Raw genomic sequence first — 15,785 nt, forward strand, 5'->3', positions numbered from 1 at the left:
AGTCTGAAGTTAGGAGTTCCCGATGACCAAACCGATTTGGTTCGACCCCAGCCAATGCCTGATCGGCGGGGAATGGAAAACGCCGGAAGCGGGGGGATACTTGCCGCTTGTGAACCCTTCGGACGGGTCCGAACTCTGCCAGATTGCCCGAGGTCAGCAGGGCGATATCGACGCGGGTGTTGCTGCCGCGCGATCTGCGTTGGATGGAGATTGGGGCCGGATGTCCGCGTTTGAGAGGGGGCGCATCCTGAGCAGACTGGGACAATTGGTTCTGGACCGGGTGGACGACCTCGCCCGGCTTGAGGCAATGGATGTGGGCAAACCGCTGACCCAGGCCCGCGCGGATGCCATCGCTTTGGCGCGGTATTGCGAATTCTACGGCGGTGCGGCGGATAAGGTGATGGGTGAGACTATCCCCTATCTTGACGGATACACCGTCTACACCCTGCGCGAGCCGCATGGCGTCACGGGGCATATCGTGCCTTGGAATTACCCGATGCAGATCATTGGACGCTCGGTCGGGGCGGCGCTGGCCATGGGCAATGCATGCGTTTTGAAACCCGCAGAAGAGGCCTGCCTGACCGCCCTCGCCTTCGCCCATCTGGCGGTTGAGGCCGGTTTGCCCGCCGGGGCGCTGAACGTCGTTCCCGGTCTGGGGGCCGAGGCTGGCGCGGCGCTGTCCGGGCATACGGGTGTCGACCATATCTCGTTCACCGGATCGGTTGCGACGGGGGCTTTGGTGCAGCAAGCGGCCGGGAAAAATGTGGTTCCGGTGACGCTGGAGCTAGGCGGGAAGTCTCCGCAATTGGTTTTCGATGACGCCGATTTAGAAGCTGCCCTACCGTTTCTGGTCAATGCGGGCATTCAGAACGCGGGACAAACCTGCTCGGCCTCGTCGCGCATTCTGGTGCAGCGCGATGTGTATGATCAGGTCAAGGAGCGGATGGCTGAGGCCTACGCGCAACTGACCGTCGGGCCTGCGTTAGACGACCTGCGCGTGGGGCCGTTGATCTCGGATCGACAGAAGGCAATTGTTTCAGGGTTCTTGTCCAAAGGCGCGGGTTTGGCGATTGCCGGGCAGGGGCAGATCGTTCCGGAGGCACCAGAAGCGGGGGCCTATGTGCGCCCGACCCTCTTCGCCGATGTGCCAGCAGATCACGCTCTGGCCCGAGAAGAGATCTTTGGGCCAGTGCAGGTCTTGATCCCGTTTGAGACCGAAGAACAGGCTCTAACCATAGCTAACAGCACAGACTACGGTTTGGTCGCCAGCATCTGGACACGCGACGGGGCGCGGCAGATGCGATTGGCCAAGCGCCTGCGTTCGGGGCAGGTGTTCATCAACAACTACGGCGCAGGCGGAGGCGTAGAGCTACCATTCGGAGGGGTCGGTAAATCCGGCCACGGCCGCGAAAAAGGGTTCGAGGCGCTCTATGGCTTTTCGCAACTCAAGACGGTGGCTGCCCTGCACGGCTAAACGATCACCTCGATCGGTTTCTGCGCGCCAACGCCGAACACCCGCTTGTAGCGCTCGATTTCCTCGGCAGGTCCCATGGCTTTTTCCGGGTTATCCGACAGTTTGACCGTCGGGCGCCCATTGGCAGACACCGCCTTGCAAACCAGCGAGAACGGCGCCAGCGCGTCATCTGGAACAAGGCCGCGGAAGTCGTTGGTCAGCAGCGTGCCCCAGCCAAAGGAGATATTGGTGCGCTCTGAGAACTGACTGTGCAGCTCTTTGATCTTGTCGACGTCCAAACCGTCCGAGAAGATGATCCGCTTCTGCTTAGGGTCCTCGCCACGAGACGCCCACCAGTCGATCGCAATCTCGGCACCGGCGGCGGGATCGCCGCTGTCGATGCGGATGCCCGTCCATCCGGCCAGCCAGTCGGGGGCATGGTCCAGAAACCCTTTGGTGCCATAGGTGTCAGGCAGGATGATGCGCAGATTGCCTTCATGTTCGTCATGCCAGTCGCTGAGGACGTCGTAGGGGGCCCGCGCCAGCGCTTCATCAGTGTCGGCGAGGGCGGAATAGACCATGGGCAGTTCATGCGCATTGGTGCCGATAGCCTCAACCTCGCGCCGCATGGCGATCAGGCAGTTCGAGGTGCCGGTGAACGACTCGCCCAGCCCCTCGATCATGGCCTGAACGCACCAATCTTGCCAAAGGAAGGAATGCCGCCTCCGCGTGCCAAAATCTGCAATCCCAAGCCCGTCGATAGAACCCAGCTGTTCGATCTTTTCCCACACACGCGTCATCGCACGGGCATAGAGCACCTGAAGTTCGAACCGACGCATGTGGTTCAGCACCGCGCGCGAGCGTAGCTCCATCAGCACCGCGAGCGCCGGGATTTCCCACAGCATGACCTCATGCCATTTGCCCTCGAAGGTCAGTTCGTATTGGTCGCCTTTACGTTCCAGATGGTAGGGCGGCAGGCGCATATTCTCGAACCACTCCATGAAATCCGAACGGAACATCTGCCTTTTGCCATAGAACATATTGCCCCGCAGCCACGTGCTTTCCCCCCGGCTGAGGCTGAGCGAACGGATGTGATCCAGCTGTTCCCGCAGCTCACCTTCGTCAATCAAATGGGCCAGCGGCACGTGATTCGAGCGGTTGATCAGGGAAAACGCGACATCTGTTTGGGGCTTGTTGCGAAACACTGACTGGCACATCAGCAGTTTGTAGAAATCCGTGTCGATCAAAGACCGCACAATCGGGTCGATCTTCCATTTGTGATTGTAGACACGGGTCGCGATGTCGACCATGGGGAACTCCTGCAATTTCCGTTGTTAGATCAATCAGCACGGTGAATGGCAAGAGTCGCTGATTCGGTGACAATGCCCGTTTGGCGTCACAATGCGGGCTTATTGTCCGGTGTTTTCACCAATTAGTGATGGGGTGGGATGGAAAGACAAAACTGATGGTTGTTAATGAGTTTGCTGTACGATTTTGATATGGTTGTAAGACCGGCGGAAGGGGATGTTCCGGCTCAGGTCTGTGCGCGGTTCAGAGATGTGAAGACCTCTGACGCGTTGCGAGGGGCTTCCCCAGGGATTCGTATGATGTTCCAGGACGCGGGGTTCGATCTCGACTCCCATGTCAGTGGCATCGTACCGGACAAGTTTCCAACCGAAGACCTGCCCGACCGAACTCGGATATTGCGCACTCTGTTCGACAACATCAAAACCCGCGGTGTGCGGGGCGAATATAGTGGTGAGTTCGATCTACGGCAATTCCTCGGTCACATTCGCCGCGCCGAGGCAGTTGATGGGCTTGTCCGGGTTATTCCCGTTCAACACCCTCCGACCCCACAGCCTGACAGGCCCAAACGCAGGACGGCAAAGGGGCGGATTGGTGTTGGTCTTGGAGTTGCGGTGATTCTGTTCGCGGTGTTTAAGTATCTCGCAGAAACGGGTGCAGCGCCCTAGTCGGCCAGAGTAACCCCGGCGGCGTGCATAGCCTGTTGCGCAGCAGCCAGTGAACCATCCATGTCAATCGCACGGCAGGCGCTTTGCACAACCGTGACGTCGAAGCCGAGCTTCGCGGCATCAACGGCCGAATAGTGAACACAGAAATCGGTCGCGAGCCCCACGAGGGTCAGTTTCGAAATGCCGCGCGTGTCCAGATACCCTTTCAGCCCGGTTGGCGTCGCTTGGTCATTCTCGAAAAACGCCGAATAACTGTCGATGGCGCTTCGGAACCCTTTGCGGATGATCAGGTCGCCATCCGTGCGCAAATTCGGGTGAAAACCCGCGCCATCGGTGCCTTGCACGCAATGGTCGGGCCACAGAACCTGTGGGCCATAGGGCATCTCAGTCATTTCAAAGGGGGCCTTGCCCGGATGCGAACTGGCGAATGAGGAATGCCCCTCTGGGTGCCAGTCCTGCGTCAGGATGACGGCATCAAACCTGTCCATCATGGCGTTGATCGGGGCAACGATCTCGTCCCCTCCGGCCACGGCCAACGCTCCGCCGGGGCAGAAATCGTTCTGGACGTCGATGACAAGCAGGGCATGGGTCATGGCAATCTCTCCTTTGGTCTATCGGTACGGTGCAGTGCAGGAAGCGTCAATCCGATCCCTTGCGACTCTGCGCTGTCGGGTTTAGACCGCGCGCATGTATACGATCGCTGCCCTCTATCATTTCACCCGTTTCGCTGATCACGCCGCCCTGCGTGCGCCGCTGCTGGACCTGTGCCGCGCGCATTCGGTCAAAGGGACCCTGTTGCTGGCGCAAGAGGGGATCAACGGTACGATTGCTGGCCCGCGCTCCGGGATCGACGCCGTTCTGTCGCATATCAAGGCCCTGCCGGGCTGCTCCGATCTGGAGTGGAAAGAGGCCGCCTCCGACCATCCGCCCTTTGGCAAGATGAAGGTGCGCCTGAAGAAAGAGATCGTGACCATGGGCCAGCCGGATGTCGATCCGCGCGCCCGCGTCGGCAACTATGTCGAACCCGAGGAATGGAACGATCTGATCCGCTCGGACGATGTGGTCGTGATCGACACACGCAACGACTATGAAGTGGCGATTGGCACGTTTGAGGGCGCTATTGACCCTGAAACCGCCAGCTTCCGCGAATTTCCCGACTGGTGGGAACAGAACAAGGACCGGTTCCACAATAAGCGCGTCGCGATGTTCTGCACCGGTGGTATCCGCTGCGAGAAATCCACCAATTTTCTGCTGGGGCAGGGGGTCGAGGATGTCTATCACCTCAAAGGTGGCATCCTGCGCTATCTTGAGGAAATGCCGGCCGAGGACAGCACCTGGCAGGGCGAGTGTTTCGTTTTCGACAATCGTGTGTCGGTTGGCCACGGTTTGGTCGAGGGGCCGCATAACCTGTGCCACGGGTGCCGCCGCCCGATCCTGCCCGAAGATGTGAAGCGCCCGGAATATGAACATGGCGTGTCCTGCCATCTCTGCGTGGATGAGACGTCGGAGACCGACAAGATGCGTTTCCGCGAGCGGCAGAAACAGATCCTTCTGGCCCGCGCGCGCGGCGATGAGCATCTGGGCAGCGTCTGAATTCCGCTTGCAGGTCGGAGGGGAATCCCGATGATCATCCCCGAACTGCTGTGATGGAGCGTCAATGACCCGCAAACCGACAACTCTGGCGGAGTGGAAATCGACCTTTCTGGCCGCTGCCGGGTTGGTGCTGGCCAGTTTTCTAGCATGGTTCGGCCTGTCGCGGTTGAGTGAGACCACCGCTGGGGACACGATCGGCACCATTGCCTCGGTCGCGTTGCTGATCTGGCTGGTGTCGCAGTCGTGGTACTACATGACCCAGGTGAAGTCGCCGCGCAGGTTGTTGTTCCTGATGGGTGTTTCTTTCATTCAGGTCGTGCCGTTCCTGTTTGCGGCCGTTTACGGTGCCTTTGGCTACAACGACAATTGCGTTCTCGGGGCGGAAGGCCCTGCTGATATCCTGTATTTCTCATATGTCACCTTCACCACAGTCGGGTATGGCGACATGAGCCCAACAGGCCTGTGCCGCGGCTTGGCCGTGTCCGAGGCCGTCACAGGGTATATCCTTTTGGGCATGTTCGTTGCGGCTGCTGTGTCACTTTATTCGCGAAACCACGCGCATTAAGCTCTACTTATTCTGGTCGATCCAACGCGACATCAACTGTTTGGCGCGAAAGCACTCGGACGGGATCGGGCGACGTTTGCTGCGCGATATCCGTTCAGCAAAGGCGACCTGTTTGCCGGTCGGGTAGTTGGCAAAGGGCGATGAATCCTCGGGCTTGTGAGCCGAGATCCAAGCAGACATGGACTTGCGGTCACGTTGCGCCTCCACCGGGATTTCTAGTGCGGTCTGCTCGGCGATGGCGCGGGCATAGCGCATCTGCCGATCTGTGACCGGCAGCAGGTGGTAGTCATTCGAAGGGCCGTTTAGGGCCTGGTTTCGTGCGTGGTAAGACATCGGAATGTTCCTCTGACTATGTGGAACATAAATAGAACATTAACTCTTTTTTTCAAGGGCAAGGCGATTCACATCAGCGGGAGTTTGCCGTGATTCAGTTTTATTGACTGACCAATCAACAAAAGATACACGCTTGGGAAATTGCTTCGGAAAAGGAACCCGGCATGAAATTTCAGCCCAAGGCGAGCCATTTCATCAATGGCGCATATGTCGAAGACACCAACGGCGCGCCGATTGATGTGATCTACCCTGCAACCGGTGAGGTCATTGCCCGGCTGCATTCAGCCACGCCCGAAATCGTTGATCAGGCTTTGAACAGTGCAAAAGCGGCGCAAGCGGAATGGGCCGCCATGTCCGGGACCGAGCGTGGCCGCGTTCTGCGCCGCGCCGCAGACATCATGCGCGACCGCAATCACGACCTGTCGGTTCTGGAAACCCATGACACCGGCAAACCCCTGCAAGAGACGCTGGTGGCCGACGCGACCTCGGGCGCGGACGCGCTGGAGTATTTCGGAGGTCTGGCCGCGTCCCTGACCGGTGAACACATCCCTCTGGGCGGTGGCGACTTCGTCTATACCATCCGCGAGGCGTTGGGCGTTTGCGTCGGGATCGGCGCATGGAATTACCCCACCCAGATCGCCTGCTGGAAGGGCGCGCCGGCGTTGGCCTGCGGCAATACGATGGTGTTCAAGCCGTCCGAGACGACCCCGCTCTCAGCACTGAAGGTGGCCGAGATCCTGATCGAGGCAGGTGCACCCAAGGGCATTTACAACGTGGTTCAGGGCTATGGCGATGTAGGTGCATCGCTGGTGACTGATGCGCGCGTTGCCAAAGTGTCGCTGACGGGTTCGGTGCCGACCGGTCGCAAGGTCTATGCCGCGGCCGCCGATGGCATGAAGCACGTGACCATGGAGCTGGGCGGCAAATCCCCCATGATCGTTTTCGATGACGCCGATATCGAGAACGCGGTCTCGGGCGCAATTCTGGGCAATTTCTATTCCTCAGGTCAGGTCTGTTCGAACGGCACCCGAGTGTTCGTCCAAAAAGGTATCAAAGAGGCGTTCCTGGCCCGTTTGGCCGAACGTCTGGCAACCGCCAAGATTGGCGATCCGCTGGATGAAGAGGTCAACTTTGGCCCCATGGTCAGCGAAAATCAGATGAACATCGCGCTGGGCTATGTGGAAAAGGGCAAGGCCGAAGGCGCGCGTCTGGTTTTTGGTGGCGCGCGCATCGAGGGCGAGGGGTTCTATATGCAACCCACCGTGTTCGCTGATGTTACCGACGACATGACCATTGCCCGCGAAGAGATCTTTGGCCCAGTCATGTCCGTTCTGGACTTCGACACCGAAGAAGAGGTTCTGTCCCGCGCCAATGACACCGAATTCGGCCTCGCGGCTGGGGTCTTCACCAACGACCTGAGCCGTGCCCATCGCATCGTCGCAGGGTTCGAGGCCGGGACTTGCTATATCAACACCTACAACCTCGCCCCGGTTGAGGCGCCGTTCGGCGGGTCCAAGATGTCGGGTGTCGGTCGCGAGAACTCGAAGCTCGCCATCAATCATTTCAGCGAGATGAAAACCGTTTACGTCTCGATGAACGACGTCGAGGCACCTTACTGATCAACCGCCTTGTTGGCGCTCTGTCCTTCGCAATACTTGAGGGGCAGAGCGCTTTTCTATTGTGACCGTTACAAGATCAAAAGAACACACGAAGCCCCGTCAGAGATTTGATCGAGCTATTGTTTTTCCACGGCACGAAGGGAAACTACGCTAGTAGCATGGATAGAGTTTTTGGACGAGGCCCGAGACGGTTGAGGTCATTGGTTGGGATCGGTTCTCTCATCGAAGGCGACCTCTGGATCGGGGATTAGAGCGAACAGGTCGGCAATACGCGCTCGGGTCTCCTCGCTATCGGTCAGTAGGCTATTGGCATCGGCTAATGGCGTCTTAAGAAGGCGACGAGGCAGTAAGGCAAGCTTGTCCGAAATCTCGGACAGGTTCGCAAACCGCCCTTCAAGTTCAATTTTTTCGGACAATCCAGCCAACCAGAAATACCGGTTCGCAACTTCGGTTTCGCCGAGTTCTCGGTACAGCTCTGCCGTCGCAGCCTGATCGCCGATCGCCGCCAATGCCTGAGCGCGCAGGGTATCGGCAGCCGTTGATGCATCATCGGACAGTTCCAGCATCGCTTTGTGCGGTTTTTCGTCCAACAGTGCCGCGCGCGCGCAATCGTGCACGTTGGGATCGGTCTGTCGTGTCATACGTGCGATTGGCAAAGGCAGAACTTTGAGCCGCAAATCCTAAAGCGCCTAACCGATCTGACACTGCAATAGCGGCTTGCGTGGTCAAAGCCATCGAGTCGCTATCAGACATGGACAGCACCTGTTTCAGAAAGGTTACATCGTTTGACCTTTCTTCCAGCAGATGTGTGTGGCGGTTTAGAACATCCGTGCGATCATCACCCTCGGGCAGAGCTTGGATCAGGTCGTAGGACGTATCGAACTCATTGTTCAAACTCAGCGCAACGATATGTGCGTGCTGCATCATTGGTCCGGTTTCAGACCCACGAAACTCCAACGCGTAGGCTGAAGCAAGGGCAACGTTCTGCGGGGATACGGCGCCCCGCTCTGCCCAGCGTTTCTCGATCAAGCGCGCCAAGGCCAGAGGGGCATCTGTGGAGGTTTCCGGCGTAGAAATCACCTCTTCCAAGATGGTATCGGCCACCTCAGAGTCGCCTTCGGCCTGAGCGATCTGAGCCTTGGCAACGCTGGGTTGTTCCTCAGTTTCAACGCGGTCAACGGAACGCATCACCCGCCGCGCCGCCTCCAACTTATCTGCTTCGACCAGAATCGATGACAGTCTTGGGCCTAAACTGCGACGCAAGTGTTGGGGGAGGCTATAGAAAGACTGCTCAATTGCGTTCAGATCGGCATCCGGGCTCAGCGTTTGCTCGCTGAGTACTGACCAGAAAGCCGCATCGCTACTGCAGCGCTGAAGACCCCGAAACGGACTATCTTCTGCGGGCTCACGGTGATCCACAAGCCCCGCTATGGCATGCACCCAGTTTTTCTCTTCGGAATGGTCTTCAACCAGTTCAAGCGTGGAGACAGCTTCCGCTCCGAACCCGAAATATGCGTAGAGTTTGGCCAGCTTGAACGCTAGATCGGTGTCCACGCGGTCAAACTCCTGATACAAGCCAGAGCGCAGATCGGCGATCTGTTTGTCAAATGGGCGCGCGTCGGACCATGTGTCGAACCCCAGCCGAGCGCTGCTGATACAGGCTGGTCGTTTCTCTATTTGGGGGATATCGGGGCCAAGAAGACCTTCCAACTCGTCCACAATCGTCGAGACATTCATATTCGCTGCAAAACTCGGCAGCATGTCCGCGTCGCTGGGCAGAGTTGACGCGCGAGGGCCAATGGCGGCCAGGTCCAGGTCCAGGACCTCTCGGTCTGCGCCTTGCAGTAACCTGGCCGAGAGTTGATCTTTGAAGCCCTGTTGGTTCAGCGTCAAAAGCGGCAACGCCAAGGGTTCAAGTGGGTCTTCTACCTCCAACGGCGGCAGGGACGGTGGCAGAGGGATGTTGGCCGTCAAAGGCGGAGGCAAAGTGCCCTGCGAAATGTCCACGACGATCATTGATTGTTGATACAGAAAGGCCGTCGCCACGCAGTCGCAGCCAAATTCCAAATCAAGCGCCGAACCCGGTTTCGATTGGGACAGGGCAGAGAGGCGATTTGATGTTAGCCGCCCGAACACGCCTTCTGTCTGAAACAGGACGTCGTCGATTGAAACGGTCAGCCGCGCCCCGTTCTTACGGCGCGCAAGAACCCATTCGGTGCCCGGCGGAACCTTTACGACGAGGCGGGTGTGGCTGTCATGTTCTCCGGACCGGACAACCAGCGTTTCAGCGGTCGCCGAGGTTGCCATTGCGATCAGGATCGACGTGAAGAGAGCTACACGTTTCATGCCGCCGCCTGTTTGAGTTCTTTGAGAGCGTCCTCAAGTTCCGAGAAACCGGGCCGGTTGTGGGTTGGTGTGTTCTGGCGACCGACCTCGATACACATGGCGGCATTGTGGTTGTGCAGGTTGGCGACCAAAACCTCTTTGATCAGTTGGTAGAAGTGATTGTCTTCTTCCACGACGGTTTTCAGCTTGCCCGCAAAAGGCCCCACCAGACCATAGGCCAGAAACACCCCTAGAAATGTCCCGACCAGAGCGCCCCCGATCAGCTTGCCCAGAACCTCGGGCGGCTGGTCGATTGACCCCATCGTTTTGATCACGCCCAGAACGGCGGCAACGATCCCGAGGGCGGGCAAGCCATCCGCGACGGTTTGCAGCGCGTGGCTGGAATGCATGGCGTGGTGAAAATTGGCCTCCATCCGCTTTTCCAGGACTTCTTCGACCTGATGGGGGTCATCATAGTTCAGCGCGGCCGAGCGCATCGTGTCACAGATCAGGTCCACAGCTTCCTTGTCGGACTGGATTTTCGGGTAGGCGGAAAACAGGCTCGAGTTTTCGGGGTCTTCAATGTGCTGTTCAACCTCGACCGGGTTCGCGCGTGCGATCCGGATCAAAGAGAATAGAAGGCATAGAAGTTCCCGGTAGTCTTCCGGTTTCCACTTTGCCCCCTTGAAGACCTTGCCCATATCTTTGATCGTATGTTTGATCCCACCCATATCGTTGCTGATCAGAAAGGCGCCAACAGCGGCGCCGCCGATCATCATCATCTCAAACGGTAGGGATTTCATGATAATCGTCATCTTGCCGCCCGCAGCCAGATAGCCGCCGAACACCATCACAAAGATGACAACAATTCCAACAATTCCAATCATTTGCGATCTCCGACAAGTATCCAGATAGCTTTGACAAGCACGTAATTATTCCTGTGGGGCATTGGCATTTCGACCTGCCATGACCACGCTGATCGTATAGGCGGCCTCGGGGCTGAGGCCGGCCAGCACGCCCGCTGCTGCATCGGCGGGCATGCGCGACAGGAAACCGGCGGCAAAGCTGGGGTCCATTGTCTCGAATAAGGCGGCGGCATCTTTGGGTTTCATGTTTTGGTAGACATCCGTCAGCCGGGTCAGGTCGGTTTCGGCGGCCTTGTTCGCCAGTGCCAGCGTGTCCCGCAGGTCTTCTTCGGCTTGCTGTAGTGCGGCCAGGCGCGTTTCGATGGCCCCATGGGCAATCTCAAGCGCCTTTTCCTTCTCTTCCAAGGCTTCTTCCCGCTGCTTCAGGCGTTTTTCGCGGCGCAAAAGCTCGGTCAAGAGCACCTGCAGATCCGGAGAAGGTTTTGACATCGGCGGCTCTTCGGCCTTTGTCGGCTCGACGGTTTTGGCCAATGCGGGCCCGGCTTCCAGTCCAAGGCGAATCGCGGCGGACCCGATCATCAACAGCGCAATCACCGCCAACACGCCGCCGCGGGGTCGCGCCCTGCCTTTCTGCGTGCCAGGGCGTTTCATTCCGCAGCCTCCGCACCTTGCCGTTTGTGCCGGAAAAACATCAAACCTTCTGGGGCTTTGGCTGGTTGCTCGGGCTTGTTGTCCTCAGCAGGGGTGTCGTCTGCATCCGATTCCTGAGTGTCAGAGACCTCTTCCGTCTCTGCCCCTTCCTCAGCTTCTTCATCTGGATCTGACGATACGTCCGGCGCAGGCGGTTCCGGCGACGCCTTCCCCTCGGGAATGACATCATGCATCGAGGCCATCATCAGTTCGAGCCGCTGCGCAACCGATTGCGCGCGCTCTTTCAGCTCTTTCAGCTCATCCCCGGACTGGTCCGAGGCAGCCCGCGCGCTGTCCAGCGACTTTTTCAACTCTTCCGCCTGGGTGGACAGCACCGCAACGGCCCCACCCACGCCTTGTTCCAGATTCGTGAACCGTTTCAGGCGGCGTGACAGAACAAAGCAATATAGACCAGCGCCCAGCGCGCCCGCGACCAGCAAAATATCTGCAATAAGCTCCAATTTCGCCTCCTAATTCAGAACAAATTCCATTACCAGAACGTCGCGCACACGACCCTCTCCGACGACGATTTCAATGCGCCGCAGCAGATGCCCCCGGATACGTACCAGCGCTAAGGAGTCCTCGAGATCCGCAACCTCAAGCGCGCGCAGATATCCGTTCAGCACATCCATGATCCGCGGCTGCGTTTTTTCCACATCACTGATGTAGGCCGAGTTAACTTCGAGCTGCGCGTGGAATTTCAGATGCCGTGACTCACCCGCATTCACCGACAGAATCACAGGCGGAAGATCGACGAATCCCACATCCGGCAGGGCTTTGGCCGGTTTGTCTTTAACTGCGTCCATCGATTCCGCCTTTTCGGGTTTTGCCCCAAAGGGCAACAGCCCGGACGTGGTCGCGTAATAGCCGCCGCCCGCCCCGACGAGCGCCAGAATCACCCCGATGATCAGACCCATTTTCCCTGATTTCTTAGGGGTTTCTGCCTCTTCTGCTGTAGCGTCAGTCATGACGTCCTCATTCATTCGATCTGAAGCTGTCATAACCCGGCAGGGACTAACCGATTGTTAAGGGCAATCGTTCAAACAAGGGATGCGCCGGGCAGAATGTCGGCGAGTCGGAGGTGAGCGTGCAGCAGATCGGAACTGTTTGGGCAAGTTTGGACAGGCGAAAGCAAATCATAGTCGTCGGTGCGGTTGCGCTGGTGTTTCTGGGGGTTCTCGGGATGTCCCGTCTTGTGACGGCACCCTCTATGACCCTTCTCTATGCAGGGCTGGAAAGCGGGGCCGCAGGCGATATCGTGCGTGCGCTCGATCAGCGCGGCGTCACATATGAGATCAGGGGCGGCTCAATCTACGTGCCCGGCTCGCAGCGGGATGAGCTGCGCATGACCCTGGCCAGCGAAGGCCTGCCAGCAAATGGCAATCGTGGCTATGAGCTGCTCGATTCGCTGAGCGGGTTTGGCACCACGTCGCAGATGTTCGATGCCGCCTATTGGCGCGCAAAAGAAGGTGAGCTGGCGCGCACCATCGTCGGTGGTCCTCATGTCAGTCAGGCGCGGGTGCATATCGCAAATGGCTCGGCCAACCCGTTTCAGCGTAGCGTTGCGCCCACGGCCTCGGTGTATCTGGTTCCATCGGGCGCGCAGATAACGGGCGATCAGGCCAAGGCGATTCGCTTTCTGGTCGCCTCGGCGGTCAGCGGGCTTGCGCCGGAAAACGTGACGGTTGTGGATTCAAGCGGCGCCGTGATTGGCGGACAGGACACGGCGGTTGCAGCTGACAAGGCGGATGACAAATCCCGTCAGTTGCGTGAACGCGTGCTGCGCCTTGTCGAGGCGCGCGTGGGCACCGGAAACGCTGTGGTTGAGGTCAGTGTCGACACGGTAACCAAGACCGAATCCATCCGCGAACGCCGCTTTGACCCCAAAGGGCGGGTTGCGATCAGCACGGATGTCGAGGAACGCTCGGACAGTGCGCGCAATCAGTCCGGCGATGTGACGGTCGCCTCCAACCTGCCGGATGGGGACGGAGCGGGCGGGGACAGATCGAACTCGAACGCGACGCAGACCCGCGAGCGCGTGAACTATGAGGTCTCAGAAACGGAGCTTAAGGTTCACAACGCACCCGGAGCCATCAAGCGCCTGACAGTCGCGGTGTTGGTCAATGGCCTCCGGTCGGTAGATGAAAACGGGGCGGAAAGCTTTGATCCCTTGCCTCAGACCGAGCTTGATGCGCTTGAGGAGCTGGTGGCCTCAGCCGTAGGCTTCGATGCAGCTCGGGGCGATGTGATCACGTTGAAATCGCTTGATCTGCCGGTGGTAGAGCCGCAGGGAACGCTGGTTTCGTCCTCCATGTGGCAGAATATCCATCTGGACGCGATGTCTCTGATCCAGATGGCTGTGCTTGCACTGGTTTCGCTGGTTCTGGCCTTGTTCGTTATTCGCCCCATCCTGATGAAACCGGCGGCAGCCCCCGCATTGTTGCCTGCAGGCGGTGGTGACGCACAGGATGCTAAGGTTCTGGTTGGTGAGATCGCGCCAGATGAGACGGCTGAGTTCACGGCTTTGCCGGGACAGGCGCAGTCGGTCGGCGTGCCGGCGCTTGGGTCAGACAGCAATGCAGACCCTGTGGACCGGTTGCGGGCGATGATCGGTGACAAGCAGGAAGAAACGGTCGAAATTCTGCGCAGTTGGCTTGAAGAAGGCGAGGAGCGGGTCTGATGTCGATTGCTCACCTTCTTGAGGATTTCACCGCGCAGGTCCAAGGCTGCAAGCTGCATCTTTTGGATGAAGACGCGCTGGAGGAACAGCGCCTGGCTGCCTTCGAACAAGGCTATGGCGCGGGATGGGAAGACGCCGTTCAAGCGCAGGAGCAGAACCGGGGCCATGTCTCGGCAGAGCTGGCCAAGGCGTTGGAAGACATGTCCTTTACCTATCACGAAGCGCTGACACGTATGACACTTTCGCTGGAGCCGATGTTCCAGAGCCTGGTGCAACTGGTGCTGCCGGATTGTATCGATCGCAGCTTTGCTCACCGCCTGTCGGAACAGCTGCAAGACATGGCACGAACCCAAATCGACCAACTCATCCAAATACTTGTGCCGGAAGGCCGCGCGGCCGAGGTCGAATACTTGCTGTCATCAGACATGTCTCAACCTCCGCGGGTGATCGAAGATTCCTCGCTGCAACCAGGACAAGCAAGGCTGCAGGTCGGTATCTCGCGGCGCGAGGTGGATTGCGTGGATCTGCTGTCTTCGGTGCAGCAAGCATTTGACTCCTACCTGTTTGAGGCGAAAGAGGCTTTGACCCATGACTGATACCCAATCCCAAAAAACCAACCCTTTTGATGCTGTCCCGATAGAAGTCACAGTTTCCGTTGGCCGCGCCCGCCCGTTGATCCGGGACCTGCTGAATATGGGTGAAAACGCAGTGCTGACGCTGGACAAACGGATCGAAGACCCCGTGGACCTATATGTATGCGACCAACTGGTTGCCCGTGGTCTTCTGGAAGAGATGGAGGGCGATCAGGCCGGTCAACTGGCTGTGCGTCTAACCGAAATCGCGGATCTGCAGAACGGGATCGGCTGATGCGCTTGTGGCTCTGGTTGACTGTCGCGGTTGTGGCAATGCTGCCCTCCCTGGCTGCGGCCCAAGACGTGACCCTGTCGCTTGGGGAGGGCGGGTCCATCTCGGCCCGGACGATCCAGTTGATCTTGCTGATCACCGTTCTCAGCCTTGCGCCCGGGTTGGCGATCATGATCACCTGTTTTCCCTTCCTGATCACGGTTCTCGCGATCCTGCGGCAGGGTATTGGGTTGCAGCAATCTCCGCCGAATATGCTGATCGTTAGCCTTGCGCTGTTCTTGACCTATTTCATAATGGAGCCGGTTTTTACCGAAGCCTGGACTATTGGTATTGAGCCTTTGATCAATGAAACGCTTGAGGTTGAAACGGCTCTGGAACGCGCCCTGAACCCGTTCCGAGAGTTCATGGCAGCGCGACTGGATGTTGAGACGTTTCAATCCATGGCCGCTCTGCGTCCTGGAGGCGAGGGGATGGTCCTGTCTCCGGATGCTTCACTTTCAGTTCTGATGCCATCCTTCATGTTGTCTGAAATCGCTCGGGCGTTTCAGATCGGGTTCCTGATTTTCCTGCCTTTTCTGATCATTGACCTAGTTGTGGCCGCCGTCTTGATGTCGATGGGCATGATGATGGTGCCGCCTGCAATCGTCTCGCTGCCGTTCAAGCTGGCGTTTTTCGTGATCGCAGATGGATGGGCTTTGATCGCCAGCGCTTTGGTCCGAAGTTACATGCCCTAGAGGGTCCGCGGGCTGGGCGTGGAGCGGGGTACAAGCTTAGTTTTAGTGAGAGCTTTGGAAAGCGGCGCATCAACTTCGGCGCGTGTTAGG

Annotated in this window: 18 protein-coding genes; 9 read left to right on the forward strand and 9 right to left on the reverse strand. The window is 58.4% G+C overall.

The features are described 5' to 3' along the window. Positions 1-22 precede the first annotated feature (22 nt). On the forward strand, positions 23-1,474 hold the full coding sequence (locus tag ACR3FB_RS17900) for an aldehyde dehydrogenase family protein (RefSeq protein ID WP_480566438.1): 1,452 nt from the start codon (positions 23-25) through the stop codon (positions 1,472-1,474). Here ACR3FB_RS17900 and pncB read toward each other — a convergent pair. Continuing rightward, positions 1,471-2,763 (reverse strand): nicotinate phosphoribosyltransferase, encoded by a 1,293-nt coding sequence (gene pncB, locus ACR3FB_RS17905; RefSeq protein ID WP_480566441.1) that lies wholly within the window; start codon positions 2,761-2,763, stop codon positions 1,471-1,473. The genes ACR3FB_RS17900 and pncB overlap by 4 nt on opposite strands. Positions 2,764-3,060: 297 nt before the next feature. Here pncB and ACR3FB_RS17910 point away from each other — a divergent pair, with 297 nt between their 5' ends. After that, entirely contained in the window at positions 3,061-3,426 is a 366-nt protein-coding gene (locus ACR3FB_RS17910) for a hypothetical protein (RefSeq protein ID WP_170667321.1), read from the forward strand. Here the strand turns inward: ACR3FB_RS17910 and pncA are convergent. Further along, a complete protein-coding gene (gene pncA / locus ACR3FB_RS17915) occupies positions 3,423-4,019 on the reverse strand; it encodes a bifunctional nicotinamidase/pyrazinamidase (RefSeq protein WP_480566443.1) in 597 nt (198 codons plus the stop codon). The two genes, ACR3FB_RS17910 and pncA, sit on opposite strands and share 4 nt — an antisense overlap. A gap of 94 nt (positions 4,020-4,113) precedes the next feature. Here pncA and trhO point away from each other — a divergent pair, with 94 nt between their 5' ends. Together trhO and ACR3FB_RS17925 are read left to right on the forward strand one after the other, a co-directional pair. Then, positions 4,114-5,019, forward strand: coding sequence for an oxygen-dependent tRNA uridine(34) hydroxylase TrhO (trhO, locus tag ACR3FB_RS17920; RefSeq protein WP_480566445.1), 906 nt, complete (start codon positions 4,114-4,116; stop codon positions 5,017-5,019). Between the two features lie 64 nt (positions 5,020-5,083). Continuing rightward, positions 5,084-5,584: a potassium channel family protein gene (locus tag ACR3FB_RS17925; protein WP_170379453.1), complete on the forward strand. Its 501-nt coding sequence runs from the start codon at positions 5,084-5,086 to the stop codon at positions 5,582-5,584. A 3-nt stretch (positions 5,585-5,587) separates the two neighbouring features. On the opposite strand, the gene ACR3FB_RS17930 is transcribed toward ACR3FB_RS17925, so the two are convergent. After that, a complete protein-coding gene (locus tag ACR3FB_RS17930; RefSeq protein ID WP_480566447.1) occupies positions 5,588-5,917 on the reverse strand; it encodes a hypothetical protein in 330 nt (109 codons plus the stop codon). Positions 5,918-6,081: 164 nt separating this feature from the next. Between ACR3FB_RS17930 and betB the strand changes: the two genes are divergently transcribed. Next, positions 6,082-7,536 (forward strand): betaine-aldehyde dehydrogenase, encoded by a 1,455-nt coding sequence (betB, locus tag ACR3FB_RS17935; RefSeq protein WP_480566449.1) that lies wholly within the window; start codon positions 6,082-6,084, stop codon positions 7,534-7,536. Between the two features lie 197 nt (positions 7,537-7,733). Here betB and ACR3FB_RS17940 read toward each other — a convergent pair whose 3' ends face one another. Genes ACR3FB_RS17940 through ACR3FB_RS17965 form a run of 6 tightly spaced genes read right to left on the reverse strand, consistent with a single transcriptional unit; the run spans position 7,734 to position 12,385 of the window. Further along, on the reverse strand, positions 7,734-8,102 hold the full coding sequence (locus ACR3FB_RS17940; RefSeq protein ID WP_480566451.1) for a hypothetical protein: 369 nt from the start codon (positions 8,100-8,102) through the stop codon (positions 7,734-7,736). Then, the gene (locus ACR3FB_RS17945; protein WP_480566453.1) at positions 8,083-9,882 is read right to left on the reverse strand and encodes a hypothetical protein; all 1,800 of its coding nucleotides are present in this window, start codon (positions 9,880-9,882) and stop codon (positions 8,083-8,085) included. Before ACR3FB_RS17945 ends, ACR3FB_RS17940 begins: the two co-directional genes overlap by 20 nt. Continuing rightward, positions 9,879-10,748: a flagellar motor stator protein MotA gene (motA, locus tag ACR3FB_RS17950; protein ID WP_480566455.1), complete on the reverse strand. Its 870-nt coding sequence runs from the start codon at positions 10,746-10,748 to the stop codon at positions 9,879-9,881. The genes ACR3FB_RS17945 and motA overlap by 4 nt, the downstream gene beginning before the upstream one ends. A 45-nt stretch (positions 10,749-10,793) precedes the next feature. Continuing rightward, positions 10,794-11,378, reverse strand: a complete 585-nt coding sequence (locus ACR3FB_RS17955; protein ID WP_425084844.1) for a MotE family protein — start codon at positions 11,376-11,378, stop codon at positions 10,794-10,796. After that, entirely contained in the window at positions 11,375-11,878 is a 504-nt protein-coding gene (locus tag ACR3FB_RS17960) for a hypothetical protein (RefSeq protein WP_480566457.1), read from the reverse strand. The genes ACR3FB_RS17955 and ACR3FB_RS17960 overlap by 4 nt, the downstream gene beginning before the upstream one ends. A 9-nt stretch (positions 11,879-11,887) precedes the next feature. Continuing rightward, on the reverse strand, positions 11,888-12,385 hold the full coding sequence (locus tag ACR3FB_RS17965; RefSeq protein WP_480566459.1) for a flagellar basal body-associated FliL family protein: 498 nt from the start codon (positions 12,383-12,385) through the stop codon (positions 11,888-11,890). A 119-nt stretch (positions 12,386-12,504) separates the two neighbouring features. Here ACR3FB_RS17965 and fliF point away from each other — a divergent pair, with 119 nt between their 5' ends. Genes fliF through fliP form a run of 4 tightly spaced genes read left to right on the forward strand, consistent with a single transcriptional unit; the run spans position 12,505 to position 15,695 of the window. Beyond that, on the forward strand, positions 12,505-14,097 hold the full coding sequence (fliF, locus tag ACR3FB_RS17970) for a flagellar basal-body MS-ring/collar protein FliF (protein ID WP_480566461.1): 1,593 nt from the start codon (positions 12,505-12,507) through the stop codon (positions 14,095-14,097). Then, complete coding sequence (locus ACR3FB_RS17975) at positions 14,097-14,693, forward strand: ABC transporter ATP-binding protein (protein ID WP_480563221.1); 597 nt, start codon at positions 14,097-14,099, stop codon at positions 14,691-14,693. Before fliF ends, ACR3FB_RS17975 begins: the two co-directional genes overlap by 1 nt. Further along, a complete protein-coding gene (locus tag ACR3FB_RS17980; protein ID WP_425084849.1) occupies positions 14,686-14,964 on the forward strand; it encodes a FliM/FliN family flagellar motor switch protein in 279 nt (92 codons plus the stop codon). Before ACR3FB_RS17975 ends, ACR3FB_RS17980 begins: the two co-directional genes overlap by 8 nt. Next, entirely contained in the window at positions 14,964-15,695 is a 732-nt protein-coding gene (fliP, locus tag ACR3FB_RS17985) for a flagellar type III secretion system pore protein FliP (protein ID WP_480563222.1), read from the forward strand. The genes ACR3FB_RS17980 and fliP overlap by 1 nt, the downstream gene beginning before the upstream one ends. Positions 15,696-15,785: the final 90 nt, after the last annotated feature.

This window comes from Ruegeria sp. AO1, from assembly GCF_056535985.1.